Below are 23,991 nucleotides of genomic sequence, written 5' to 3'. Positions count from 1 at the left end.
GCGATGAACGAGGCGGCATGGTTCCCTCCATCGGCGGAAGAGGCGGCCGATATCGGCGGGGAGATCCATGCGCTCGTGTCCCGGCTTTTTCCGATCTGCCGCAGCATTACGGGCGAGGGCGTGCGCCGCACGCTCGCAATCCTGTCCGAGCATGTTGACGTCGCTATCCGCGAAGTGCCCTCCGGCACGAATGTCTTCGACTGGACCGTTCCGCAGGAATGGAATGTGCGGGGCGCGTCCATCCGCACCGCGAGCGGCAAAACCGTGGTCGATATCGCGGACTCCAATCTCCACCTCGTCGGTTACAGCGAGCCGGTGGCGCGCCGCATGCCGCTTTCGGATCTTCGGGCCCATATCCACACGCTGCCCGACCAGCCAGATCTCATTCCGTACCGGACGAGCTACTACAGCCGCAGCTGGGGCTTCTGCATGGCTCACTGCGATTATCTGGCGCTGGAGGAGGGGGATTACGACGTTGTGATCGATACAACGCTTGCCGATGGATCGCTTACCTATGGCGAGGTCTTCCTGCCGGGCGAAACTGAACACGAGGTCCTGCTCAGCGCCCACATCTGCCACCCCTCGCTCGCCAATGACAACTGTTCCGGCCTTGCGGTTCTCGCTTTCCTGGCACGGGCGCTTGCCGGGCGGCGCAGGCGGTTCGGATACCGTTTTCTCTTTGCGCCCGGAACGATCGGGGCGCTCTGCTGGCTCGCGGCAAACGAGGACCGGCTTTCAAAGGTTCATCACGGTCTCGTCGTTTCCTGTATCGGAGATGGTGGCGGGCCGGTCTACAAGCGCAGCCGTCGCGGCGATGCGATGATCGACCGGGCAATCGAGGTTATCCGGTGTGACGGTCGGAAGGTCACGATGGTCGATTTCAGTCCCTTTGGCTATGACGAGCGGCAGTTCTGTTCGCCAGGGTTCAACCTGCCTGTCGGCCTCCTACAGCGCAGCGCCTTTGGCACCTTTGCCGAATACCACACTTCGGCGGATGATCTGGATTTCGTATGGCCGGAGCACCTTGCCTCCTCCTTTCGCATGATCATGGACATTATCGACGTAATCGAAACCGACCGAATACCCCTCAATCTCTCGCCGAAGGGCGAACCGCAGCTCGGAAAGCGGGGGCTGTATTCTGCGACCGGTGGCCACAAGACGACGCCTGAAATCACGATGGCCTATCTCTGGGTGCTCAACCTTGCCGATGGCAGCCATTCCCTGCTCGACATCGCTCGCCGATCCGGGCTTCCGTTCTCGACGATCGCCACTGCGGCCACGCGGCTGGAAGCGTGCAGGCTGCTCGGAGACGTTCAGGCGTGACGTGTGATGTCCGCAAGCAGCGGCCAGTTTCTGTCCTTTTCCGACATCACGGCCGGTGCTGCCGGCCAGTCAATCGCAAGGGCAGGATCGTCATAGCGGATACCGGCGGCTGACGCCGGGTGATAGCGTGTCGATATCAGGTAGCCCACGACCGCACCCTCCGTCAACGACAGGAAACCATGGGCGAAACCCTTGGGAATATAGAGCTGGCGCATGTTATCGGCGCTGAGTTCCGCGGCCGTCCAGCGGCAATAGGTCGGTGATTGCGGGCGCAGGTCGACGGCGACGTCCCAGATCGCGCCGTTCAGACAGGACACCACCTTGACCTCTTCGTGCGGCGCGCGCTGGAAATGCAGGCCGCGCAGGGTGTGCTTTGCCGCTGAGCGCGAGAGGCTATGCTGGACGAAGCAATGCTCGAGCCCTCGCGCTTCCATCTCGTCGACGCAGAAGGTCCTCGCGAACGAGCCCCGCTCGTCCCTGATCGGCGACGCTTCAAGCAGCCATACATCCTTGAGATCGGTTCTGGTGAACAGCATCGCTGCGTCTTCTCCCTGTTTCCTCGAATCTGACGGATGCAGCGGGGCTGCCAAGTGCGGCTTCCGGCGTATCGTTGCAGGCGCAGCGGTAGGATAGTCAATGTTCGTTTAAGTGCGTTTCATAGTGCTACGCCTTTCGGACAGGTGCGGTATTCGCAAGGTAGTATGGCTGGCTTCGTACGCCACGTCTAATCTGGCAACACGTCGAGAAACGGTCCCTTCGCAGGCAGGCTAGCTTCGATCGCCTCCCTTTCCAGGTTTGGACCGGACATCTCCATGGAGGCGTTGTCATGAGTTTTCAGGCCAGCCATTCGCTCGATCAGTCTCCCAGCCTGTCGCTCCGACCGGCGTGCCGGCTGTGCGGCAGAACCTTGAAACATACTGTCGTCGATCTCGGCATGTCGCCACCATGCGAAAGCTTTCGCCAGGAAAGCGAGCTCGGCCTTATGGAGGCTTATTATCCTCTGCATGTCCGGGTGTGCGAAGAGTGCATGCTGGTGCAGCTTGAGGAATATGTCAGCCCCGAGAGCATTTTTGAGGAGTATGCGTATTTCTCCTCTTACTCCACAAGTTGGGTGGCGCATGCGGAGCGCTACTGCGAGAAGATGATCGAGCGCTTTGGTCTGGACGCACGAAGCTTTGTCGTCGAGCTCGCCAGCAATGATGGTTATCTTCTTCAACATTTCGTGGCGCGGGGTATTCCTGTTCTTGGCATCGAGCCGGCGATCAACGTGGCCGAGGTGGCGATTTCCCGCAACATACCCACGAAGATCGCTTTCTTCGGCAAACGGCTTGCAGGCGACATGGCGGCAGTCGGCCAGAAGGCCGACCTGATCGTCGCCAACAACGTGCTGGCGCAGGTGCCCGACATCAACGATTTCCTGAGTGGCATGAAGCGCATCCTCAAGCCACAGGGCGTTGTGACGCTGGAGTTCCCCCATGTCGCCACCCTGATCGCGCAGAACCAGTTCGACACGATCTACCATGAGCACTTCTCGTACTTTTCCCTGTTCACGGTGCAGGTCGCTGCCCGCATACACGGCATGGAGATCTTCGACGTTGAGGAACTGCCGACCCATGGCGGGTCACTCCGGGTCTATCTCGGCCATGTCGGACGATCCGGGGTGATCAGCGCGAATGTCGCGGCTCTCCTGCAACGGGAGCAGCAGGCCGGCCTGCACGGCATCGAGGCCTACACGTCTTTTGCCGACCGCGCGCGGCAGGCCAAGCGCAACCTCCTCTATTTCCTGATCAGCGTGAAGGAGAGGGGGGCGAGCATCTGCGGATACGGTGCGCCCGGCAAGGGCAACACGCTTCTGAACTATTGCGGTATTGGCACGGACTTCCTGGATTTCACCGTAGACCGCAATCCCTACAAGCATGGCCGGTTTACGCCAGGCATGCACATTCCCATCCTGCCCGTCGAGGCGATCGACCGCCACCGGCCGGACTACATCCTTATCCTGCCCTGGAACCTGAAGGCCGAAATCGTCCAACAGATGCGCCATGTCGGGCAGTGGGGTGCAAAGTTCGTCGTTCCCATTCCCGAGGTCGCCGTCATTGATCCGCTGGAGGATCTGTCATGAAGGTCGTTCTTTTCTGCGGCGGACGCGGAACCCGTATTCGCGAATATTCCGAAGCTGTTCCCAAGCCCATGATCCCGCTCGGCGCGCAGCCGATCCTGCGCCACGTCATGCAGTACTACGCGTCCTACGGCCACGACGATTTCACGCTGTGCCTTGGATATAAGGCCAACGTCATCAAGGACTTCTTTCTGAACTGCCGGCCGCAGACATTTTCGGATTGCATCGTGTCCGGCGAGGGACGGGTCGAGCTTCTCGGCGATGCGCAGGAACACTGGCGCATCGCGCTGATCGATACCGGTATCTGGCGCAACATCGGCGAACGTCTGTGGGCCGTGCGCGAGCAAGTGCGCGGTGAGCGGATGTTCCTTGCCAACTACAGCGACGGCCTGACCGATGTCGACCTCGACGACATGGTCGCCCGCTTCGAGGCGAGCGGCAAAATCGCCTGTTTTCTCGCGGTACGACCGCCCCTTACCTACCATCTCGCCGATATTGACGAGGCAGGCCAGGTGCGGGAATTCCGCTCGTCGGACCGGTCGGAGATATGGATCAACGGCGGCTATTTCCTGATGCGCCACGAGATATTCGATTACATGCGCGAGGGCGAGGAGCTGGTCCTCGAACCTTTCGAGCGGCTGATCCGGGACGACATGCTTATGGCTTACAAGCACGAGGGCTTCTGGCGCTCGATGGACACGTTGCGCGACTGGCAGATGCTGGAGGAAATGGTGGAACGCGGCGAGATGCCTTGGGTGCGTCAGACGGAAAGAGAACGCGTTTCCCGGCTTCGCAAGGTCGGCAGATCATGAAAATGCTGCCCCTTGCCTCCGCCGGGCATCGGCTTCGGGTTCTCTGTCTCGGCGCGCATGCAGACGATATCGAAATAGGTGTAGGTGGCACGATCCTCGGTCTTATCGCTGCCGGCGTGGAGCTGGAGGTTTTCTGGTGCGTGATGAGCGCGACACCGGAGCGCGCCGCCGAGACGCGACTGGCCGCGGCCGCCTTCCTTGAAGGCGCGGCCTCAGCGACGGTGGAGGTTTGCGGCTTCGAGGACAGCTACTTTCCAAGCCAGAGCCGCGAGATCAAGTCTTTCATGCTGTCCTTGCGCGACCGTGTCGAGCCGGACGTCATCTTCACCCACAGCCGCCATGATGCACATCAAGATCATCGAGAGCTAAATAAGTTAACAATGAATATATTCCGAGACCATTTCGTCTTAGAGTATGAGATCCCGAAATGGGACGGGGACATCACGCAGCGTAATGCCTACGTGCCTCTCCAGCCCGGGGTGATCGATCGCAAGATCGATCTGCTCATGGCGCATTTCGCGACCCAACGGTCCAAGGACTGGTTCGACGCGGATGTCTTTCGGGGTTTGGCCCGCATGCGCGGGATGGAATGCCGATCGCCCTCGCTTTTCGCGGAGGCCTTCACGGTACGCAAGATGGCTCTTGTATAGGGCGGACAGCACAATCGAACGCAGGCCCGAACTCGTAATTCTGACCAGGAAATTAGTGAGGGGTACCATGACAAGAAGTGACAGAGCGGATTTCGATGACCAGTCGATCGATATTTTCCGGGCAAGGAATTCTATCGACAGCGACCAAAAGGCAGAAATCAGGGTGCCGGTCGACCGGCGACAACCTCAGCAATATGCCGCAAGCGACTATGTCGCAATCTTCGACAAGCGCAACCTGGACAGGGAATGTCTCGCAAACAGCCTGCATTCCCATCGCATCGGCATCAATGTCTTCACCTTTTCAGGGCTTGCCGCCTGGCAGCAGAGCAAGGCCAGCCTCGGCACCCTTCGTGCCAGTCTCGTCAACATCGGCAGCAAGAGCGTCTCTGATCCCGAACTCAGGGACGAGATCACGCAGCTTCTGACGACACTCGAACCGGTACCTATCGTGGTGCTTTCGGACAACCAGACGCTTGAGCACGTGCTCGACGTCATCGATCTCGGCGTACACGGCTTCATTCCGAGTTCGGTCGATATTGACGTTTGCATCGAGGCGATCGGGCTCGCCATTGCGGGTGGGCAGTTCGTTCCGGCGAGCAGCATATTGGCGATGCGGGGCCTGCTCGGCAGCTATCCGCAGAAATTCTGCGGCCGGGATGCCTTCACGGTACGGCAGGCGGCCATCGCCGAGGCGTTGCGCCGGGGAAAGGCGAACAAGATGATCGCCCGTGAACTCAATCTCTGTGAAAGCACCGTGAAAGTTCACATCCGCAACATCATGAAGAAGCTTGGTGCGACCAATCGCACCGAGGTGGCCTGCAAGTTCGGCGAGATCATGTCGGACGATGCCTATCATAACAGCCGGGTGTAACCGGCTCGTAAAGCGGGAACAATGCCATGATCTGGTCAATGAAACCGGCTGCCTCGGAGGAGCTCGTCCTTCCCCGGGTCCTGACAGTCATTGTCGAACGAAGGCGGGCGATCCTTGCCTGTCTTGCCGCCGGTGTCGCCCTTGCGGTGATCGGTTATCTCGACCAGCCGTCCCGCTACGGTGCGGAGGCGGTGCTGGCGCTCGATATGCGCAAGTTCCAGGCGCTGCCGACGGAATCGGTCGTTTCGCCGCTGCCGCAGGAAAGTCCGGTGCTGCGAACCGAGGTAGACATCATCAGTTCGCGTTCCATGGCCGAGCGGGTTCTCGCCCTTTTGCAGTCTCAGGGCATCGATGCCGCCAAAGGCTTCGGTTTCACAACAGAAAATGCAACCGGTCAGTCGGCCTCCGGGCGTGTGAACCGTGTGGTTTCGGACCGGCGCGCCCTTCTCGACAGCCTCATGTCCGGGGTGCGCGTCACCAATGACGGCCGTTCCTACACGATCTATGTCGCTTTCACTGGCATGGAACCGGAATTCACGGCCGCAGTCGCCAATGCCTATGCCGAAGCCTACATCAACTATCAGGTCGATGTGCAGACGACGGCGACACGGCGGGTCAGCGACTGGCTCGGGACACGCCTGATCAGCCTGCGTAGCGAGCTCGAGCGCTCCGAACATGCGGCGACGGTGTTTCGCGAGAAGTCCGGCGTCGCCAAGTCGAACGGTACAACGCTGCTCGCTCAGCAAATTGCTGGGCTGAATAACGAACTTGCGCGGCTGAGGGCGCAACTCGCCGGCTCGCTCGCGCGTCTTGCGACCGCGGTCGACATGTCGGATGGAAAAGCGGGTCTAGCCCTTCCCGAGGTTCTGAATTCGGCAGCGATCCAGCAGTTGCGGACCGAGGAGGCGCGCCTCAAGCGCCAGCTTGCCGCAATCAGCGAAAGCGGCGCGATCAAGAATCCGCAAATCCCGGAACTCACCTCGCAGCTGGAGACAATTCAGAAGCAGATCGACGCGGAGGTGGAACAGATCGTTGACAGCCTGCGCACGGAGATAGAGGTGGCGCGGCGCCAGCAGACCGGGCTGGAGGCAAGCCTGAAGCAATTGCAGGCCGAGATGTCGAACGCCAACGATGCACTCGTGCAGGCTGACCAGCTTGACCGCGAGGCCAGCGCAAACCGGGCGATCTACGAGAGCTATCTCACGCGTTACAAGCAGACGATCGAACAGGATGGCATTGCGATGGCCGAGGCGCGCATCATATCGCGCGCCGTGCCGTCTGCATCGCCATCAAGCCCGAGCGCTCCCGCCTGGCTCATGGGCGGTCTGGTTTTTGGCCTCGCCGGCGGTGCGCTTGCAGCCCTTCTTCTCGAACTTCGCGCCGGATACCTTCGCCGCGCCGATCCGGAGGAGGGTGGTTCCGGCATTCCGGTCATCGGGCGCATCCCCGAGCTTTCCGCATTGCAGCGTGCCGGTATCGGCGATCTTGTTCGCCATGCCCGCGAGCCGTTTGCCCATGCCATTGCCGACATTCAAAGCCGCCTGCGCCTTTCCGCCCGACCCGGCCAAGTGCCGGTCATCGCGGTAACATCGGCCACCTCCGGACAAGGAAAGACGCTCGTCGCGTCGTGCCTTGCCCGCTCCCTTGCGGCCACCGGCCTGCGCACGCTGTTGCTTGACGCTAATCTCACCGCGCCCGGCGTAGCCGCCGAGTTCTGCGCGCGCCCGTCGCGCACCGTGGATGCAATCAGCGGGCGCGAAGACTTGGAGATCGGCGACTTCGTTCGTCACGATGGTTCCTCGGGCGTTGATCTGATCTGCGCGGGGACGTCTAGCGGTCCCGCCGAGCATATTCTCGGGCACGGCGGCTTCGCGCGTCTCCTGGCCGCACTGAGAAGTGCCTACGACGTGGTGGTAATCGACTCCACAGCGGTGTCAGACGGTTCGGGTGCGCTGCTGGTTTCCGCGCTTTCCGACCGGACGATCCTCGTCGTTCCCGAAAGTGTCGAACGCGCAGATACCGACCGCGCCATTCGCAAATTCGGTATGGCCGGTCTCACGATCGACGGTCTCGTCGTCAATGGGGCGTCGCGTGCCACTCTGGAGCGCAGCAATGTCGTTTCCTTTGCGAACGATTATGCAGGTTCAGCCGCTGAAGCCCGGAAGCGTATGGAAATGCCCACCGACATGCCTTCGATTGTCGGGTTGTGAGGTTGAATGCAATGGCACATATTCAAGCTGAACACTGCAACGACCAACACTTCAGATGGCGTTCCCTCCTTCAGAAGGTCTGCGCCTTTATCCTGCTCCTCGTGGCTGCGGTTGTGCCGGCAGGCGCGCAGGGACAGGATTACAAGGTTACGAGTGGCGATGTGCTGCGCATCACCGTTTATGGCGATCCGGGACTGAGCGGGTCCTTCCCCATCGGCACTGACGGCACGATCGGCTATCCGCTGCTTGGCAATGTCGCCGTCAATGGCAGGCCTGTCGAAGAGGTTCGCCAGGCCATCGATGCCGGACTTAAAGAGCACATCGCAAATCTGTCGGTCGCGGTCGTGGTGGAAACCTATGCACCGGTTTTCGTCGTTGGCGAAGTCCAGAGACCAGGCCGCTATGAGTTCCGCCCCGGCATGATCGCGCTCGAACTCTTTGCGCTCGGCGGCGGACAGAAGGAGGTGCTTGCGCGGGGCGACAACGCCGGAATACAACTCGCCGGCCTGCGGCAGGAATATGCCGATCTCGGTGCGCAGCTTCTGGGCCAGGATGTGAAGCGGGTGCGACTAGAGGCAGAGCTCAACGGGCAGCCGTTCACCTATCGTCCGAACGACGAAATCGGCACGCCGGATCCGCGAATCGTCAATCAGATCGTGGAAGCCGAACGCACAGTCTTTGAACTTCGCCGCACGACGCTGGAAGCCGAGTTGAAGAGCCTGGAGCAGCAGCGGGCCGGTTATGTCGACGAGATCGAAACGTTGGAACAGAGCGGCAAGCTGCGCAATGGCGAGCTCACCTTGCTGGATGAGGACGTCAAGCTCGCACAAAGCATGGTGGCGCGGGGATTGACCTCGAAGACCCAACTGAGGGACAAACAGCGGGAAATTTCCGCGACCAACCGCGATGCGCTGGAATTCGGCTCCTTCCTGGCGCGCGCCCGACAGAACCTGACCGTGATCGATAGCCGCCTCGGGTCGTTGCGCGAACAGCGCCGGGGAGAAGTCGCAGTGGAGCTGCGCGAACTGAACATCGATATCCTGCGCCTTCGCCGCAAGATGAACTACAACCTGCAGGCAATGGCCGAGGCCGGCATCGCGATCGAAAGGAAGGGCGGCACGCGACAGACGGCATTCCGCTTTTCCGCAGTGCGGCTGGTCGACGGAAAGTACCGAGAAGTGCCGGTGGGCCAGACGGATGCGGTGCGGGCAGGCGACATCCTTCGGGTCAGCCTTGCCCTTGATACGGGCGACGTGGCGGAACGCTGAGATACTATCGCCAGACCTTGGCGAGTAGAGAGCGCATGCGCGACATCGTATCGGGCCGATGCAGCAGGTAACCTAGCGGCGGCAGTACAGCTGTCGCCGGTGCCATGCTAAAGGCGAGCATCAGCAGCTTCCACGCTTCCCCGTTTCCCCTGAGCACATGTGATACTGCCGACCAATAGGCGCGTTCTGCTATGCCACGTCGGGCGCGGCGACGTAGCATCTCCGCTCCATCGAGCCATCGTCCTTCATGATAGAAGAAGCTCTCCGCAGCGTCCGCCGTATGGCGGATGTGCAGGATCTGGTGCGCCCAAAGCTCGGTCGAGCGGTTGGCGTCGTGCGAACGGATGCCGGCCTGAACGCAATCCAGCTCGGCAACGGTTCCGTGCAGCGCAAGGCGCAGCCAGAGTTCGTAGTCGTCGCTATGCGGCAGGGTTGGCCGGTAATGGCCGGCACGCTTCTGAGCGCTCGTGCGCACGATAATGGACGGTCCGGGTATCTGGAAGACACCGAGGCGGCAGAAGCGCTCGATGAAGGCTCTGCCTGTCATCAATCTGACTGGGGGACTGGTCGGCTGTGGCTCGATCTCCGGGATCGCAACATTGCCTTGAATCGCCACATCACGGCCGTAGCAGAAGGCGATACCGCGATCTTGTTCCATGACGGTGGTCGCCCTGTGTAGCGCGCCCGGCACCAGAAAATCATCCGCAAAGAGCAGGAGAAAGTAATCGGCTCGCGCCCAGTCGATCCCGGCATTGAAGGAGGCGTGGGGACCGAGGTTTTTCGGGCGCAGCAGCAGCTCGACACGTCGATCCGCGGCCGCAAGGCGCTTCGCCACATCGGTGCTGTCGTCCGTCGACGCGTTGTCGACGATCAGGACTCGGACCTCGGCTATATCCTGCGACAGCACGCTGTTCACGCAGGCCTCGAGATAGCGGCCGTAATTGTAGTTGGGGATGACGACGTCGATGCTTGCCATGGCTCATGCTCCCGATGCGACGAGAAACCGTCGCAGACGGCGTGCGCGATTGCGGCCTGCATTCAGCAGGACGTGGAGTTCGGTGAGAAATGGATGGCGCGTGGCGAGAAGCCCGATCAGCCAGCCCCCGCCTGCAAGAAGGACCGTTGCAAGTAAGACGAGGAGGCCCCCTTCCTCATGTCCGGGCAATGCAATCAGCGCGACAGGCCCGATCAGCGCGAAACCGGTCACGATCGCGCTCGGCATCAGCGCTGCCACAAGGCTCGACAGGGAGAAGCGCACGTGACGATGCACGAAGGCCAGCGCAATGATCATCTGGAGGGGCAGCGAGACGAACTGGCTCCACGCCATAGCCATCACACCGTAGAGACTGGCCGTGCAAAGGATGCCGGCGGCAAGGCAGCGTGAGACCAGGCTTGCAAGGAAGGCGTCCCTGTTGCGGCCAAGCGCGAGCAGAAGCGGTCCCGTGACGATGACGGGCAGCCAGAAGACGGCAGCGAGCGAGAGCACACGGACGAGCGGCACGGCCTCGGTCCATTGCGGGCCAAGCACGATCCCGACGATCGAAGGGGCGAGGAAAGAAATCAGCACCACGCCCGGCCAGTAGAGAACGGACAGATAGGCGAGCACGCCGAGATAGGTCTTCTCGATGTCATGCCCCTCCCGCACGCGGCTTGCCAGTGCGGGAAAGGCCATGCTGTAGAAGGCCGACATGATGATGCGGTCAGGGATGCCGCAAAGGGTGTTCGAGCGGTTGTAGAGCGCGACCGAGGTCATGGAGGCGATGCGCCCCAGGATCAACTGCGGCACGGTTTCGTGCAGGCGCTCAACCACGAGCGCTGCGCCCTTGAACAGGCCGAAGCTCAGCACTTCGCGCCAGCGCGCAAGACCCGGGCGAAAGATCGCCGCTGCGGGAAATGGTGAGCAGGTGACGGACAGGACTGCCAGCGTCAAGGATCCCGCGAGCATACCCCATGCGAAAGCTATGGGGCCGAAGCCGAGAGAGGCGAGGATGATCGTGGCCAGTGCGGCGGTCAGCGAAACCGCGGTTCTGATGCAGGCGAGAACCCCGAATCCCATTTCGCGTCTCAAAAGAGCGATGACGGGCTGGGCGAGCGCCTCGACGACGCCCGCCACCGCTGCCAGAGAAAGGAAAAACGAAAGATCCGGAGCAGCATAGAAGCGGGTGATAAGATCAGAGAGGGCAACGAGGGCTGCCGCGATCACCACGCTGACCGCAACCTGAAGCGTCAGCGCAGTGCGAAGCGTCTCGACATCCACCGTGCCACGCTGGATGAGAAATTCGGACGTCACGAATTCGCGCGCGGAGAAGGCGACCACCGCGATGGCCAGGCCCGTGACTGCCTCGCCGATCTCCCCAGGTGTCAGGATGCGCGCCATGATCACCAGCACTGTGAAATTGATGAGTAGCGCGAAATACTGCTCGAGGGATGCCATCACATAAGCGCGTCGGACCATGCGGTTCACACTTTCGGGAAGGACTGTAGCCTTCCGGTCTCTGGATCATGGGCTTCACTTCGTTGGTTGCAAACAGTGTAGGCGCACGCGCAACGATGCCCACTTGTCCATTCAGCGTAGGGCATCCTGTACAAGTGGTAGGGCGTTGCCCCGCCGATCGACCAACACCTCTGCGAGAAGCAGATCCTCCTGCCGCCTGAGCTCGGCGCGGATCGCGATATTGTGGCGGGATATGGCGCTTTCGGCGGCTGTCAGGTCATCCAGAACGATGTCCACCTGCCGCAGGACCTGGTCCACGTCGAAGCACTCGATATGCTGGCAGAATTCGGAGCGATCGAACGCCCCCATCAATTCATCGTTCTTTTCCGCATAGCCGAGCGAGAGCGTAGGCCGGCCGAGCTTGAGCGCGCAGAGCAGATTATGAAAGCGCGATACGATGGCCATATCGACTTTCAGGACCTCGTCCATGACCGCCTGCAAAGAGGCGGTGCGGGTCGCTGAAAGGTGTCCCGTACCGCCGGTTTTCCGCAGCGCCGCAAGGATATCGTCGAGCGCCTTTTCGTCGGCCCTGTCGCCCATGAAGAGTCGGACATCACGGCCGCCATCGAGAAGCCGGCGTGTGAGGGTCGCGATCTTTGCGATGTAAGTGGTGTAGATGGCATCAGCATTGGCATGGTCGCGCTCCCACCCTCGATATTGCATGACGCCAATTCCCACCGTCGCCGGCTTTTGCCGGTCACGTACGGCTCCGGATTGCGCCGGCTCCTGCAGCCCGAAGGCAAGATCGGGAAAGCGATGGTCGGAATCGGTGTCGATGCCCAGGCCCTGGACATAGCGCAGTGAGAAGTCGTCGCGGTAGGAGCGGTAGCTGGCCATGCGCGCGGCCGATGTGAGGAACCAGCGGCTGAGGCCGCCACGGATCGGGCCGGCGCCAATGCTGACGAAGGCAATGCGGGTACCGCGTAGCCGGGCGGCAAAGCACCACCAGTAGACGATGAAAGGCCAGCCGAAAGGCGACTCCTGGAAGTCGTCGAGAATTCCCGTCCCCGGGATCACCATCACATCGACATCGCCCAGTATCCGCAGGATGGAGGCGAGGCCGAGCAACCGACCGATATTTCGTCCCAGCCTGCTGTCGAGCCAGCGCCGCGTCGGTGGGAAAAGGGCCGTGCGGGCGCGCAGCCCGGTCACGTCAAGCCTGAAGCGCTCGCGGATCGCCGCGGGATTGGAGCAGATGCACAACAGGGCCGCATCGGGACACGCGCTGCGCAGAAAGCCCAGCATCGCTTCCAGCGAGCCGTCATTTCCAGAGTTTCCGGACCCGAATTGCCCAAGCAAGGCGATTTTCATGAAATGTCCGCCGCTGTCGAGTGTAAGTTGAATGGACAGCCCAAGCGGCCGCACTATCGCGCCATGACGCAGTGCGGAAAACGCCGATGTTCGGCGACAGGACCTGCGCCGAAAGAGGTAGAAAACCGACCGTATTCTGCCAAGAGCCGCTTGCGCTCTCCAATGCCCACCTTCCCCAATCGCCCGTCCGGCTTAACAAGAGAAGCGGAGGGCTGCCCATGAAGATCGCCTACTTCGTCCTGCCGCATCTCGGCGGAACCTACACTGTCTTCAGAAACCTGCGTGCTGGTCTGGCGCCGCACGGTATCGAGCTTTGCTGGCTCGGCTTCGTGCCGGTCGGACAGGGACTAGCACCGGGACTGGAACGGGAAGCCGCATTCGGTACGCTTGTCGAGGTGCCGTCGCAGGATGACGACAGGGTTGCTGCGCGCCTGATGGAGAAGGCAATCCTTGCCGGCGCGTTCGACGGTGTGGTGGTCAACGTACTCAGCGATCGCATACAGACCAATATCGTACGCTATCTTCCGGCTGATCTCCTCCGTTTGATGGTCGTGCACAACATCACGCCCGGAACCTACGCGGCGGCCGAGGTGATCCAACCCCATGTACATGCCACCGTCTGCGTATCGCAGCGCTGCCGCGACGACCTTGTGAAACGCCACCATTTTCCGGCCATGCGCACCAGCGTCATCGCCAATGCCGTTGCGATCGATGCCTTTTCTGCAACCGACCGGTCGCCGCGACCGATCGGGCAGGGGCTTCGCCTTCTCTTTCTCGGCCGGATCGAGGATGCCTCGAAAGGTGTGCTCTGGCTGCCCGATATTCTGACGCGGCTGCCGGCATCTTCTACCCTTACCATCGCTGGCGAGGGGCCGGATCTTAGGCGACTGAAGGCTGTCATGCCGGAGGATGCGCCGCGCGTCATCTACGCCGGACCCGTTGCGGCGCAAGCCGTGCCGGCGCTGCTGGCGCGCCACGACATCTTCCTCATGCCTTCACGCTACGAAGGTTTGCCGATGGCACTGGTGGAGGCCATGACGGCCGGATGCGTGCCGGTCGCCTCGCGGATTCGCGGCGTTACCGAGATGATAATAGAGCATGGCCGTGACGGGTTGCTTTTCCCGGTCGGCGATACCGTCGGTGTTGCGGAGATCGTCCGCGCGCTGGACAAGGACCGCGCGCGACTCGGCAGCCTTTCGGCCGCTGCGCGCCGCAAGGTCGAAGGCGCATTCACGGTAGAGCGTATGGCGGCGGACTACGCCGCCATACTCCGCGGCGTCGCGGCAGACCCGCCGCCGATCGCGGCACCCCTTCCAATGGACGCGTGGTCGATGCCGCGCGGGCTGCGCGCCGGTCTGCGCACGTTCCTGCCGCGACCCGTGAAGAACTGGCTGCGGGGTATCCGGGAGCGGCTTTGAGCCATGTCTGAAACAAGGAGCAAATGGATGCAGATCATCGGCTTCACTATGCGGATCGTCTTCGTGCTGCTGATCTTCCTGGCCGGCCGCGTCATGCCCGCCGGCGCCGAGGCGCGCTTTCCCTTGCGTATCGCCGCTTCAGGCACGTATCTGGAGGATGCGGATGGAAAACCTTTCCTCATCACGGGCGACGCGGCCTGGTCGTTGATCGCAGATCTTCCGCCCGAGGATGCAGACCTCTATATCGCCGATCGCAAGGCGCGGGGCTTCAACACCATCCTGGTCTCGCTGATCGAGCATGAATTCGCCCGCAACGCGCCGAACAACGCCGCCGGCATCGCACCTTTTTTGGCACCCGGCGATTTTGCGCGGCCGAACGATCACTATTTTGCCGATGCCGAGCATGTGCTCGACGCGGCACGTCGAGCGGGCATGCTGGTGTTGCTGGCACCCGCCTATGCCGGTGCGAATGGCGGGCCGCAGGGATGGTATACCAAGATGGCGGCAGCGGGGCCGGACGCCTTGCGCGCCTACGGGCGCTATCTCGGCAAGCGCTATGCTCGTTATCCCAACATTATCTGGGTGCAGGGCGGTGATTATGATCCGCCGGATCGTGCGCTTGTCGATGCGCTGGCTAAGGGCATTGCCGAAGTGGCGCCGGGCGCTCTGCAGACCGTGCACGGCAATCGCGACAGCGTGACCGCTGCCTATTGGCCCGATGCGAAATGGCTGTCGATCGATACGGTTTACACCTATGGCGATGTTGCCGCAGCCGTACAGGCGCGCTATCGCGCCGGGCCACACCGGCCCTTCTTCCTGATTGAAGCGCTGTATGAAGGCGAACACGGGGTCAAGACGGAGGAAATCCGCAAGATCGCCTACGGCGCGCTTCTGTCGGGTGCGAGTGGCCAGGTCTTCGGCAACAACCCCGTCTGGCATTTCGGTGGTCCTGCGCTCTACGAGACGCCGGCAGATTGGCGGAAGTCGCTAGACAGCGAGGGAGCAAAGAGCATCGGCCATCTGGCGACCCTGTTCCAACGCTTTGAGTGGTGGAAGCTGAAGCCGGACGACGGACGGTTTGTGCGCCATGTCGAGGGTGCGCCATCCGCTACCGCCCTATCCGCGGTCGCTGGCGATGGAACCTTCGCCGTCGCCTACATCCAGGGTGCGGTCGCGCTCGATTTCGACCCGACCGTTCTTGCGGCCGCGAGCGGCGCCGTCGAATGGTACGATCCCTCGACCGGTGCACTGGCCGTCGCGGAGCCCGAAGCCGACCTGAGGCGACTTGTGGTGCCGACGTCTTCGAAAGTATCTGACGCCGGGGACTGGCTTGTCGTGCTGCGGACGGATGGTGGCTTGCAGGACAACTAGATCGATTGATGCTTTAAGCCGGCTCTTGCATTTGCCCACCAAAATTCCTTATCTAGAGATGTTCTCAGGGCGGGGTGAAACTCCCCACCGGCGGTATCGGGTGAGAGCCCGGAGCCCGCGAGCGCCTTTCGCGAATGAAGGGGTCAGCAGATCCGGTGCGATGCCGGAGCCGACGGTCACAGTCCGGATGGAAGAGGACATGTCTGTAAACCCGCTCTTTCAGGGCGGTTGCAGGCCTGTTCGCCCAAGGGATGAATCGCCGGTACGGCAACCCTTGAAAGGCAATGAAATGGCACTCTCGAAAATTGAAGACGCAATCGCGGCCTTGGCGCGTGGTGGTATGATCGTGGTCGTCGACGACGAAAACCGTGAAAACGAGGGGGACATCATCGTCGCCTCGCAGGCGGTGACGCCGGAGATCATCGCTTTCATGATGAAACACGCCCGCGGTCTCATTTGTGTGGCGATGGAAGGCGAGCGGCTCGATGCACTCGACATTCCGCTGATGGTTCCCCAGAACACGGAGTATCTCCAGACCGCCTTCACCGTCTCCGTCGATTATCTTTCCGGCACGACGACGGGTATTTCGGCGGCTGATCGGGCGGTAACCGTCAAGGCTCTGATGGATCCCGCCGCACGGCCGCAGGATTTTGCACGACCGGGCCACATTTTCCCTCTGCGCGCCCATCCGCGCGGCGTGCGCGGCCGACCGGGCCACACGGAAGCCGCCGTCGATCTCGCGCGTCTCGCTGGCAAGGCGCCGTCGGGTGTGATCTGCGAGGTCGCCAACGATGACGGCACCATGGCGCGCCTGCCGGAACTGATGGCCTTCGCAGAGCAGCATCAGCTGCCGCTGATCACCATCGAGGATCTGATTAGCTTCATTGAGGCACGCCAATCCGGCGCGTCCGCGAACGCGGCTTGATCGGGTCTCTGGCTAAGTCAACGACGAAGGGCTTTGAACTCAGGGTATCGGCTTGTTGAAAGGCCGACACCCTGAGCCTGAAGCGCAGCGGAAATTTGTTTCAAGATAAATTCTATAAAAAATATAGAATGCCTGTCCGCATCGTTTTGGGATCATAATGTCTCGTCCAGCCAAACGGACGAGACTTCATGAGCAAGACGATACGATTCAATGCCTTCGAGATGAATTGCGTGGGACACCAGTCTCCCGGCCTGTGGCGTCATCCGCGCGACCGTTCCTGGGAGTACAAGGATCTCGACTACTGGACGGACCTCGCGAAGCTTCTTGAAACCGGGTTCTTCGAATCTGTCTTCATCGCTGATGTCGTCGGTTATTACGATGTCTACAAGGGCAATCTCGACAACGCCCTTCTCCAGGGCGTGCAGATCCCGGTCAACGATCCGCTGCAACTGGCCAACCCCATCGCCCAGGCGACCAAGCATCTCGGGATTGGCATTACCGCCTCCACCTCTTTCGAACACCCCTACACATTCGCGCGGCGCCTTTCGACGGCAGACCACCACACCAAGGGTCGTGTCGGCTGGAACATCGTGACCTCCTACCTCGAGAGCGGTGCCAAGAATGTCGGGCAGGGCGGGCTTCGCTCCCATGACAACCGCTATGATGTGGCGAGCGAATATGTCGAGGTGCTCTACAAGCTCCTCGAGGGCAGCTGGGAAGAGGGCGCTGTTGTCAGGGACAAGGAGCGCGGCATCTTCGCCGACCCTTCGAAGATTCACGAGATCGGCCACAAGGGCAAGTATTTCGAGGTTCCGGGCTATCACCTGAGCGAACCGTCGCCACAGCGCACGCCGGTACTTTTCCAGGCCGGCGCATCGGGCGCGGGCAAGCAGTTCGCGGCAGGCCATGCGGAATGCGTCTTCATTTCGACACCGCTCAAGGATGCGACGCGGGCCTATGTGTCTGACATCCGCCAGCGCGCCGCCGCGCAGGGCCGGGATCCGAGGAAGGTCCTCATCTATGCAATGGCGACGATCATCGTCGATGAAACCGATGCCAAAGCACGGGCGAAATACGAGGAATATGTGAAATATGCTTCGTATGACGGTGCCCTTGTGTTGATGTCCGGCTGGACGGGCATCGACTTCGGTCATTACAAGCCCGCCGACACGGTCAAGAAGGTCAAGACGAACGCCATCATCTCCGCCGTCGAGCACCTGGCGGAAGGCGACAAGGTCTGGACGATCGAGGAACTGGCGAGGTGGGGTGGCATCGGTGGGCTTGGGCCGCTGTTTGTTGGGTCCGCCGCCACGGTAGCCGACCTGTTGCAGGAATGGGTGGAAGAGACCGATATCGACGGCTTCAACCTGGCCTATGCCCTTGCGCATGAGACCTTTGCCGACGTGATCGGTTATCTCGTGCCGGAACTCCAGAAGCGCGGTGTCTATGCTACTGGCTACCGGGACGGCACGCTTCGCGAAAAACTCTTCGGCGATGGCCCGTATCTTCCTGAAAGCCACCCGGCCCATCGCTTCCGCGATATCGAACGGGTCAAGCGCGAGGAGGCGAATGCCGCCGCCGGCGAGGCTGCATGATGCCGGCCTAGTTCAAACGCGGCTGAAACCGCCAACCATTCCCAGCACACAGACCGGACGCCCCGTTACCGATGCGGGCGAGCGCGGCCGTGTGTGCGTCAGGACGAAATGAGGAGAATGATCCGATGGCCACATCAGCCGGTCCCGCCCTGGAAGTCAGAAATGTTTCACTTTCCTTCAAGGGCGTCAAAGCGATCTCGGAGCTCTCGTTTCAGGTCGAGCGTCGTGAAATCTGCGCTCTGATCGGCCCGAACGGCGCCGGAAAGAGCTCTCTCCTGAATATCCTGAACGGCGTCTATATTCCGGATTCCGGTGAAATCGTCTTTGAGGGCGAGCACTTCCGGCGCATGCAACCGCTCGAGGCCGCGCGGCGCGGAATCGGTCGGGGTTTCCAGAACAATGCGCTGTTTTCCGGCATGAGCGTACTGGACAATGTCATTGCCGGCTTGTCCCGCAAATCCCGTGTGACGCTGTTCGAGGAGGCATTCCGATTGCCGCGGGCACTCTCGCAGGAGAAGGCGTTTCGTGCGCGGGCGCTGGATGTGCTCAAGCTGTTCGACCTCGAAAAACATGCCGAAACCGTTGTCGGCACCTTGCCCTATGGCGTGCAGAAGAAGGTCGAGATCGCCCGCGCCATTGTCGCGAAGCCGCGCCTGCTCCTGCTGGACGAGCCGCTGGCGGGAATGAACGCCACTGAAAAGCAGGAGATCGCGGCCGTTATCGCACGGCTCAACAGGGAACTCGACCTCACCATCGTCCTCATCGAGCACGACATCGGCATCGTGTTGAAACTCGCCCACCACGTCGTCGTACTCGACTACGGACGCAAGCTGGCCGACGGCCCGCCGGAAACCATCCGCGACAACCCGGATGTCATCGCCGCCTATCTGGGCGCGCAACATGCGGAGGCCGCGGCATGAACATGTTCCTGGAAACCCTGATCGGCGGCCTGCTCGCCGGCACGATGTACTCCCTCGTCGCGATCGGCTTCGTGCTGATCTACAAGGCGTCGGGCGTCTTCAACTACGCCCAGGGCTCTCTGCTGTTATTTGGTGCGCTCACTTTCGTCACACTCACCGACCAGGGCGTGCCGGCGCTCGGCGCGATTGCCTTGACGATCGCTCTCTTGATCCTCACAGCCATCGCCATCGAAAAGCTGTTGTTGCGCCCGCTGACCAATCGTAGCCCCATGACGCTCTTCATGGCCACGCTCGGCCTCTCCTATGTCGTGGAGGGCGTGGCGCAGGGCATCATGGGATCGCAGGTGCGCGCCCTGAACCTCGGCATCGATGATCTGCCCATCTTCCTTGGCGATATCATGATCAGCCAGTTCGATCTCATTGCCGCCGCCGTGGCGCTTGCAATCGTCGTCGTGCTGTCACTGCTCTTCAATCGCACGCGTATCGGCATCCAGCTGCGGGGCGTGGCAGATGATACGCGCGCGGCCCTTTCGCTCGGTATCGATATCAACCGCATCTGGCAGGTCGTCTGGGCGGTCGCCGGGCTGGTCGGCCTTGTCGCCGGCCTGCTGTGGGGCGCGCGCCAGGGGGTGCAGTTCTCGCTGTCGCTCGTGGTGTTGAAGGCGTTGCCGGTCCTCATCATCGGCGGTTTCACGTCGATCCCCGGCGCCATCGTCGGCGGGCTGATCGTGGGCGCCGGCGAGAGCCTGGCCGAGACCTATATCGGCCCCTATCTCGGCGGCGGCATCACGCCCTGGTTCGCCTATGTGCTGGCGCTCGTCTTCCTTTTTATCCGCCCGGCCGGCCTGTTCGGCGAACGACAGATCGAGAGGGTCTGAGTCATGTCCGAGATCAACCTGCCCGCCGCTGCCGAACCCGTGGATTCCATCGGCCTCAAGGCGCTTGGTGTTGCGGCTGCAATAGCGGTGCTCCTTGCCGCGCCCTTCCTCGCTTCGGAGTACTGGATCAACGCGATCATCGTGCCGTTCCTGATCCTGTCCCTCGCTGGCCTCGGCCTCAATCTCCTGACCGGCTACGCGGGCCAACTTTCCCTTGGCGCCGGCGCGTTCATGATGGTCGGCGCCTACGCGACCTTCTCGCTTCAGCTGCGTGTTCCCGATCTGCCGTTGCCGCTGGCGCTGATCGTGGCGGGTCTCATTGCGGGTGCTGTCGGGCTTTTCTTCGGCATTCCATCGACGCGCATCAAGGGCTTCTACCTGATCGTCAGCACACTGGCCGCCCAGTTCTTCTTCGAGTGGCTGTTCCTGAAGTTTCCATGGTTCTACAACGGTAACTCGTCCGCCACCATTGCGTTGTCGCGCGGCCTGTCCTTTTTCGGATTGGATGCCAACGGACCGCATGGGCGCTACTATCTGACGCTCGGCATCGTCGCGCTCCTGACGCTCCTCTCCTTCAACCTGATCCGCGGCCAGACGGGGCGGAACTGGATGGCGATCCGTGACATGGATACGGCGGCCGCAGTCATCGGCGTCCCGGTCTTCCGCGCAAAACTGCAGGCTTTTGCCGTCTCGAGCTTCATTCTCGGCATTGCCGGCGCGCTTTGGGCCTTTGCCTATCTCGGATCAGCCAGCGTTCAGAGCTTCGGCCTCACGCGCTCCTACCAGATCCTGTTCATCATCATCATCGGTGGTCTCGGCACCATTCGTGGCGCCTATTTCGGCGCGGCCTTCGTCAGCCTTCTGCCGCTCGCGCTCGACTGGCTGTTCCAGCACGTCTTCAGCGGCCATGTCGATGCCGGCCTGCTTCAGAACATCCAGAAAGCCATCTTCGGCCTCCTCATCATCTGGTTCCTGATCAAGGAGCCGGAAGGGTTGGCGCGTCTGCTCGGTTTGCGGCGTGCGCAGGGCGCGCGCCGCCGTCTCTTTCCATCATGAACCCTAGGAGTTGAACCATGAAACGTCTGCTCGTCGCCGCTTTGCTAGCCGGCACGCTTCTCTTCAGCTTCGCCCCGGCCTCTGCCGAGGAAGTAAGCCAGTACATCCCGCTGCCGACCTATCGCGTCGGCGCCTATGCCTCTTCGGGAGAACTCTGGTGGGCCGGGGAGCGGGACTATTTCCGCTACATCAACGAGGTTGAAGGCGGCGTCGAGGGCGTGAAACTCAATTACGAGGAATTCGAGACCGAGTGGAGCCCGGACCGTACCGTCGAGGTCTATGAGCGCGTGAAGGCCGGCAAGGACGGCTCGCCGCTCGCCTTTTTCTTCACGCACGGCACGCCGGCGACCTATGCGCTGCTCGAAAAGGCGGCGGCCGACAAGATCCCACTGATCGATCCGGCCGGCGGCAAGACGGAGACGGTCGACGGCACGGTCTTCCCTTACGCCTTCCCTCTGCTGTTCAGCTATTACAGCCAGGCCTCGACGGGGATCAATTATATCGCCGAGAAGGTCGGTGGCTTCGACAAGCTCAAGGGCCTGAAAATCGCGACCGTCTATCATGACAGCGCCTATGGTCGCGCCAGCCAGCCGGCCGTCGACGCGCTCGCCAGGAAGTACGGCTTCGAGAACATCCAGATCCCCGTGGCCGATCCGGGCAACGAGCAGTCGCCGCAGTGGCGCCAGATCCGCGAGCAGAAGCCGGACTGGGTTTTCCTGCGTACCTGGGGCGTCTCGACGGTCGTTGCGCTGAAGACGGCACAGCGCTTCGGCTTCCCGGCCGATCACATCATCGGCGATGTCTGGGCGGGCTCCGAATCCGATGTGATTCCCGCGGGAACGGCGGCCATCGGCTATTCCGCGCTCGCGCCCTATCCGGGCGGAACGGATTTCGAGATCCACAAGCGTCTCAAGGCGGAAATCCTCGACAAGGGCAAGTCCGACCTGCGGGATCAGAAGCTGTTCGGCGCCGTCAACTACAATATCGGCCTCGTCAATGCGGCGCTGGCCGTGGAGGCGCTGCGCACCGGTTACAAGCATTTCGGTGCGCGCCCGCTGAACGGCGAGGAGGGCCGCTGGGCCTTCGAACACTTGACCATCGATGACAAGCGCCTCGAGGAAATCGGCTTCAAGGGCCTGCTTCAGCAGATCAGGATCACGCCCACCGATCACGAGGGCGGCGGCGCGGCCCGCATCCAGAGCTGGGACGGCGAGAAGTGGGTTCTTCAGACCGACTGGATCAAGGCCGACCACGAACTTCTCAATCCGCTGATCAAGGAGGGCGCTGCGGCCTACGCCAAGGAAAACGGCATCACGCCGCGTACGCCGGAAACCGAAACCAATTGATTCCATGGCGGGGCGTGGCGGGTGCCACGTCTCGACCCCCAACAGGAGATGGGTATGTTCAAGACTTTCTTGCGCGGCGCGATCGTAGCAGCCGCTTCCGTGCTGGTGCTTGCAGGCTCCGCACAGGCAATCGACACGACGCCGGGACCGGACAGCGACAAGCAGTTCTTCCCGATCGCCAGCTATCGCGTCGGTCCCTATGCGGCCTCCGGCGCGTCGATCTGGGCGGGTCGCATCGACTATTACCGCTACATCAATGACGTCGAAGGCGGCATCAACGGCGTGCCGATCGTCTGGCAGGAATGCGAGACGGAATGGACGGCCGAGAAGGGCATCGAGTGCTACGAGCGCTTCAAGCGCGGCCTGAACGGGGCACCTGTCTCGGCCTATTTCCCCAATGGCGCGCCGGCCGCCTACGCATTGTCCGACCGTGCGGCTCAGGACAAGATACCGTTGGTGACACTGGCCTACGGCCGGACCGAAGCCACCGACGGACGCGTCTTTCCTTATATCTTCCCGGTCATGGTGACGTTCTACAGCGAGGCTTCTACCGTCGTGAACTACATCGCCGAAAAAGAGGGCGGCTTCGACAAGCTCAAGGGCAAGAAGATCGCCACCGTCTACCATGACAGCGCCTATGGCCGAGAAACGCTCGATCCGCTGGCGCTGCTTGCCGAGAAGTACGGTTTCGAGAACATTCAGATTCCGGTGCCGGATCCGGGCAGCGAGCAGTCTTCGCACTGGCGCCAGGTCCGTGAGCAGAAGCCGGACTGGGTTTTCCTGCGCACCTGGGGCGTTTCCACGCCGGTCGCCATTAAGACGGCGCAGCGCTTCGGCTTCCCGGCCGACCGCATCATCGGCGATGTCTGGGCATCCTCGGAAGAGGACGTCATTCCGGCCGGCGACGCCGCAAAGGGCTATCTCGCCTTGACGCCCTATCCCGCCGGCGCCGATTTCGAAATCCACAAACGCCTCAAGCAGCACATCATCGATACCGGCAAGTCGGATCTGCGCGATCCCAAGGCCTTCGGCAGCGTTTACTACAATTCCGGGCTCGTCGATGCGCTGATATCGGTCGAAATCGTGCGTCAGGCGCAGGCGAAATTCGGCAACCGGCCAATCACTGGTGAAGAAGGCCAGTGGGCGCTGGAACACCTCAAGCTTGACGATGTAGCACTCGAAAAAGCGGGCTTCCTCGGTCTCGTCCAGAACCTGCAGTTGACCCCTGCCGACCACGAGGGCGGTGGAGCGGTGCGTGTGCAGCAGTGGACCGGTGAAAACTGGAACCTTGTCAGCGACTGGGTTCAGGCCGATCGCGAGGCGCTTCGCCCGCTGATCGAAGCAAAGTCCGCCGCCTACGCCAAGGAGCACGGCATCACGCCCCGCGACGTCGGCACAAACTGATCCATCAGGACCGGGGCGGG

20 protein-coding genes and 1 riboswitch are annotated in these 23,991 nt (G+C 61.7%); of the genes, 16 read left to right on the top strand and 4 right to left on the bottom strand.

Annotated features, from left to right (window positions below):
• The first annotated feature begins 3 nt into the window (after positions 1-3).
• The gene (locus MKI86_RS13205) at positions 4-1,323 is read left to right on the top strand and encodes a DUF4910 domain-containing protein (RefSeq protein WP_241601374.1); all 1,320 of its coding nucleotides are present in this window, start codon (positions 4-6) and stop codon (positions 1,321-1,323) included.
• Here MKI86_RS13205 and rfbC read toward each other — a convergent pair.
• Positions 1,314-1,859 carry a dTDP-4-dehydrorhamnose 3,5-epimerase gene (gene rfbC, locus MKI86_RS13200; protein WP_241601373.1) on the bottom strand — a complete coding sequence of 182 codons (546 nt, stop codon included), beginning with the start codon at positions 1,857-1,859 and terminating at the stop codon, positions 1,314-1,316. The genes MKI86_RS13205 and rfbC overlap by 10 nt on opposite strands.
• Positions 1,860-2,149: 290 nt before the next feature.
• Between rfbC and MKI86_RS13195 the strand changes: the two genes are divergently transcribed.
• The 6 genes from MKI86_RS13195 to MKI86_RS13170 all read left to right on the top strand — a co-directional run bounded on the left by MKI86_RS13195 (position 2,150) and on the right by MKI86_RS13170 (position 9,253).
• A complete protein-coding gene (locus tag MKI86_RS13195; RefSeq protein ID WP_241601372.1) occupies positions 2,150-3,445 on the top strand; it encodes a class I SAM-dependent methyltransferase in 1,296 nt (431 codons plus the stop codon).
• A complete protein-coding gene (locus tag MKI86_RS13190) occupies positions 3,442-4,254 on the top strand; it encodes a glucose-1-phosphate cytidylyltransferase (RefSeq protein ID WP_241601371.1) in 813 nt (270 codons plus the stop codon). Before MKI86_RS13195 ends, MKI86_RS13190 begins: the two co-directional genes overlap by 4 nt.
• Positions 4,251-4,904: a PIG-L deacetylase family protein gene (locus MKI86_RS13185; protein WP_241601370.1), complete on the top strand. Its 654-nt coding sequence runs from the start codon at positions 4,251-4,253 to the stop codon at positions 4,902-4,904. Before MKI86_RS13190 ends, MKI86_RS13185 begins: the two co-directional genes overlap by 4 nt.
• Before the next feature lie 67 nt (positions 4,905-4,971).
• Entirely contained in the window at positions 4,972-5,775 is an 804-nt protein-coding gene (locus MKI86_RS13180) for a response regulator transcription factor (RefSeq protein WP_241601369.1), read from the top strand.
• 26 nt (positions 5,776-5,801) lie between these two features.
• Positions 5,802-7,985: a GumC family protein gene (locus MKI86_RS13175; RefSeq protein ID WP_241601368.1), complete on the top strand. Its 2,184-nt coding sequence runs from the start codon at positions 5,802-5,804 to the stop codon at positions 7,983-7,985.
• Between the two features lie 11 nt (positions 7,986-7,996).
• Positions 7,997-9,253 (top strand): polysaccharide biosynthesis/export family protein, encoded by a 1,257-nt coding sequence (locus MKI86_RS13170; RefSeq protein WP_241601367.1) that lies wholly within the window; start codon positions 7,997-7,999, stop codon positions 9,251-9,253.
• A gap of 4 nt (positions 9,254-9,257) precedes the next feature.
• Here the strand turns inward: MKI86_RS13170 and MKI86_RS13165 are convergent, their stop codons facing one another.
• The 3 genes from MKI86_RS13165 to MKI86_RS13155 all read right to left on the bottom strand — a co-directional run bounded on the left by MKI86_RS13165 (position 9,258) and on the right by MKI86_RS13155 (position 13,058).
• Positions 9,258-10,229 carry a glycosyltransferase family 2 protein gene (locus tag MKI86_RS13165; protein WP_241601366.1) on the bottom strand — a complete coding sequence of 324 codons (972 nt, stop codon included), beginning with the start codon at positions 10,227-10,229 and terminating at the stop codon, positions 9,258-9,260.
• Positions 10,230-10,232: 3 nt separating this feature from the next.
• The gene (locus MKI86_RS13160; RefSeq protein WP_241601365.1) at positions 10,233-11,687 is read right to left on the bottom strand and encodes an oligosaccharide flippase family protein; all 1,455 of its coding nucleotides are present in this window, start codon (positions 11,685-11,687) and stop codon (positions 10,233-10,235) included.
• 132 nt (positions 11,688-11,819) lie between these two features.
• Positions 11,820-13,058 carry a polysaccharide pyruvyl transferase family protein gene (locus MKI86_RS13155; RefSeq protein ID WP_241601364.1) on the bottom strand — a complete coding sequence of 413 codons (1,239 nt, stop codon included), beginning with the start codon at positions 13,056-13,058 and terminating at the stop codon, positions 11,820-11,822.
• A gap of 218 nt (positions 13,059-13,276) precedes the next feature.
• On the opposite strand from MKI86_RS13155, the gene MKI86_RS13150 reads away from it, so the two are divergent.
• The 9 genes from MKI86_RS13150 (at position 13,277) to MKI86_RS13110 (ending at position 23,971) form a co-directional block, all read left to right on the top strand.
• The gene (locus MKI86_RS13150) at positions 13,277-14,476 is read left to right on the top strand and encodes a glycosyltransferase family 4 protein (protein ID WP_241601363.1); all 1,200 of its coding nucleotides are present in this window, start codon (positions 13,277-13,279) and stop codon (positions 14,474-14,476) included.
• A 27-nt stretch (positions 14,477-14,503) separates the two neighbouring features.
• The gene (locus tag MKI86_RS13145; RefSeq protein ID WP_241601362.1) at positions 14,504-15,847 is read left to right on the top strand and encodes a glycoside hydrolase family 140 protein; all 1,344 of its coding nucleotides are present in this window, start codon (positions 14,504-14,506) and stop codon (positions 15,845-15,847) included.
• Positions 15,848-15,903: 56 nt separating this feature from the next.
• Positions 15,904-16,050: riboswitch (FMN riboswitch) on the top strand.
• Between the two features lie 86 nt (positions 16,051-16,136).
• Positions 16,137-16,772 (top strand): 3,4-dihydroxy-2-butanone-4-phosphate synthase, encoded by a 636-nt coding sequence (ribB, locus tag MKI86_RS13140; RefSeq protein WP_241601361.1) that lies wholly within the window; start codon positions 16,137-16,139, stop codon positions 16,770-16,772.
• Between the two features lie 188 nt (positions 16,773-16,960).
• A complete protein-coding gene (locus tag MKI86_RS13135; RefSeq protein ID WP_241601360.1) occupies positions 16,961-18,367 on the top strand; it encodes an LLM class flavin-dependent oxidoreductase in 1,407 nt (468 codons plus the stop codon).
• Between the two features lie 125 nt (positions 18,368-18,492).
• A complete protein-coding gene (locus MKI86_RS13130) occupies positions 18,493-19,287 on the top strand; it encodes an ABC transporter ATP-binding protein (protein WP_241601359.1) in 795 nt (264 codons plus the stop codon).
• Positions 19,284-20,165 carry a branched-chain amino acid ABC transporter permease gene (locus MKI86_RS13125; RefSeq protein WP_241601358.1) on the top strand — a complete coding sequence of 294 codons (882 nt, stop codon included), beginning with the start codon at positions 19,284-19,286 and terminating at the stop codon, positions 20,163-20,165. The genes MKI86_RS13130 and MKI86_RS13125 overlap by 4 nt, the downstream gene beginning before the upstream one ends.
• Before the next feature lie 3 nt (positions 20,166-20,168).
• Positions 20,169-21,221, top strand: a complete 1,053-nt coding sequence (locus MKI86_RS13120; RefSeq protein ID WP_241601357.1) for a branched-chain amino acid ABC transporter permease — start codon at positions 20,169-20,171, stop codon at positions 21,219-21,221.
• Between the two features lie 17 nt (positions 21,222-21,238).
• Complete coding sequence (locus tag MKI86_RS13115) at positions 21,239-22,567, top strand: ABC transporter substrate-binding protein (RefSeq protein ID WP_241601356.1); 1,329 nt, start codon at positions 21,239-21,241, stop codon at positions 22,565-22,567.
• A 54-nt stretch (positions 22,568-22,621) separates the two neighbouring features.
• The gene (locus MKI86_RS13110; RefSeq protein ID WP_241601355.1) at positions 22,622-23,971 is read left to right on the top strand and encodes an ABC transporter substrate-binding protein; all 1,350 of its coding nucleotides are present in this window, start codon (positions 22,622-22,624) and stop codon (positions 23,969-23,971) included.
• Positions 23,972-23,991 lie beyond the last annotated feature (20 nt).

Origin of the sequence: Shinella sedimenti (genome assembly GCF_022601905.1) — a bacterium.
Taxonomy (GTDB): Bacteria; Pseudomonadota; Alphaproteobacteria; order Rhizobiales; family Rhizobiaceae; genus Shinella; species Shinella sedimenti.
The sequence above is the reverse complement of the archived record's forward strand: the minus strand, read 5'-3'. Positions and strand labels throughout refer to the sequence as shown.

What these genes read in the sequence shown, in the direction of transcription:
- MKI86_RS13155 (WP_241601364.1), bottom strand. Translation starts at nt 13,058, where the DNA reads ATGAAAATCGCCTTGCTTGGGCAATTCGGGTCCGGAAACTCTGGAAAT.
- MKI86_RS13120 (WP_241601357.1), top strand. Translation starts at nt 20,169, where the DNA reads ATGTCCGAGATCAACCTGCCCGCCGCTGCCGAACCCGTGGATTCCATC.
- MKI86_RS13170 (WP_241601367.1), top strand. Translation starts at nt 7,997, where the DNA reads ATGGCACATATTCAAGCTGAACACTGCAACGACCAACACTTCAGATGG.
- MKI86_RS13145 (WP_241601362.1), top strand. Translation starts at nt 14,504, where the DNA reads ATGCAGATCATCGGCTTCACTATGCGGATCGTCTTCGTGCTGCTGATC.
- MKI86_RS13195 (WP_241601372.1), top strand. Translation starts at nt 2,150, where the DNA reads ATGAGTTTTCAGGCCAGCCATTCGCTCGATCAGTCTCCCAGCCTGTCG.
- MKI86_RS13125 (WP_241601358.1), top strand. Translation starts at nt 19,284, where the DNA reads ATGAACATGTTCCTGGAAACCCTGATCGGCGGCCTGCTCGCCGGCACG.
- MKI86_RS13180 (WP_241601369.1), top strand. Translation starts at nt 4,972, where the DNA reads ATGACAAGAAGTGACAGAGCGGATTTCGATGACCAGTCGATCGATATT.
- MKI86_RS13185 (WP_241601370.1), top strand. Translation starts at nt 4,251, where the DNA reads ATGAAAATGCTGCCCCTTGCCTCCGCCGGGCATCGGCTTCGGGTTCTC.
- MKI86_RS13130 (WP_241601359.1), top strand. Translation starts at nt 18,493, where the DNA reads ATGGCCACATCAGCCGGTCCCGCCCTGGAAGTCAGAAATGTTTCACTT.
- MKI86_RS13150 (WP_241601363.1), top strand. Translation starts at nt 13,277, where the DNA reads ATGAAGATCGCCTACTTCGTCCTGCCGCATCTCGGCGGAACCTACACT.
- MKI86_RS13205 (WP_241601374.1), top strand. Translation starts at nt 4, where the DNA reads ATGAACGAGGCGGCATGGTTCCCTCCATCGGCGGAAGAGGCGGCCGAT.
- ribB (WP_241601361.1), top strand. Translation starts at nt 16,137, where the DNA reads ATGGCACTCTCGAAAATTGAAGACGCAATCGCGGCCTTGGCGCGTGGT.
- MKI86_RS13110 (WP_241601355.1), top strand. Translation starts at nt 22,622, where the DNA reads ATGTTCAAGACTTTCTTGCGCGGCGCGATCGTAGCAGCCGCTTCCGTG.
- MKI86_RS13165 (WP_241601366.1), bottom strand. Translation starts at nt 10,229, where the DNA reads ATGGCAAGCATCGACGTCGTCATCCCCAACTACAATTACGGCCGCTAT.
- MKI86_RS13160 (WP_241601365.1), bottom strand. Translation starts at nt 11,687, where the DNA reads ATGGCATCCCTCGAGCAGTATTTCGCGCTACTCATCAATTTCACAGTG.
- MKI86_RS13190 (WP_241601371.1), top strand. Translation starts at nt 3,442, where the DNA reads ATGAAGGTCGTTCTTTTCTGCGGCGGACGCGGAACCCGTATTCGCGAA.
- MKI86_RS13115 (WP_241601356.1), top strand. Translation starts at nt 21,239, where the DNA reads ATGAAACGTCTGCTCGTCGCCGCTTTGCTAGCCGGCACGCTTCTCTTC.
- MKI86_RS13135 (WP_241601360.1), top strand. Translation starts at nt 16,961, where the DNA reads ATGAGCAAGACGATACGATTCAATGCCTTCGAGATGAATTGCGTGGGA.
- rfbC (WP_241601373.1), bottom strand. Translation starts at nt 1,859, where the DNA reads ATGCTGTTCACCAGAACCGATCTCAAGGATGTATGGCTGCTTGAAGCG.
- MKI86_RS13175 (WP_241601368.1), top strand. Translation starts at nt 5,802, where the DNA reads ATGATCTGGTCAATGAAACCGGCTGCCTCGGAGGAGCTCGTCCTTCCC.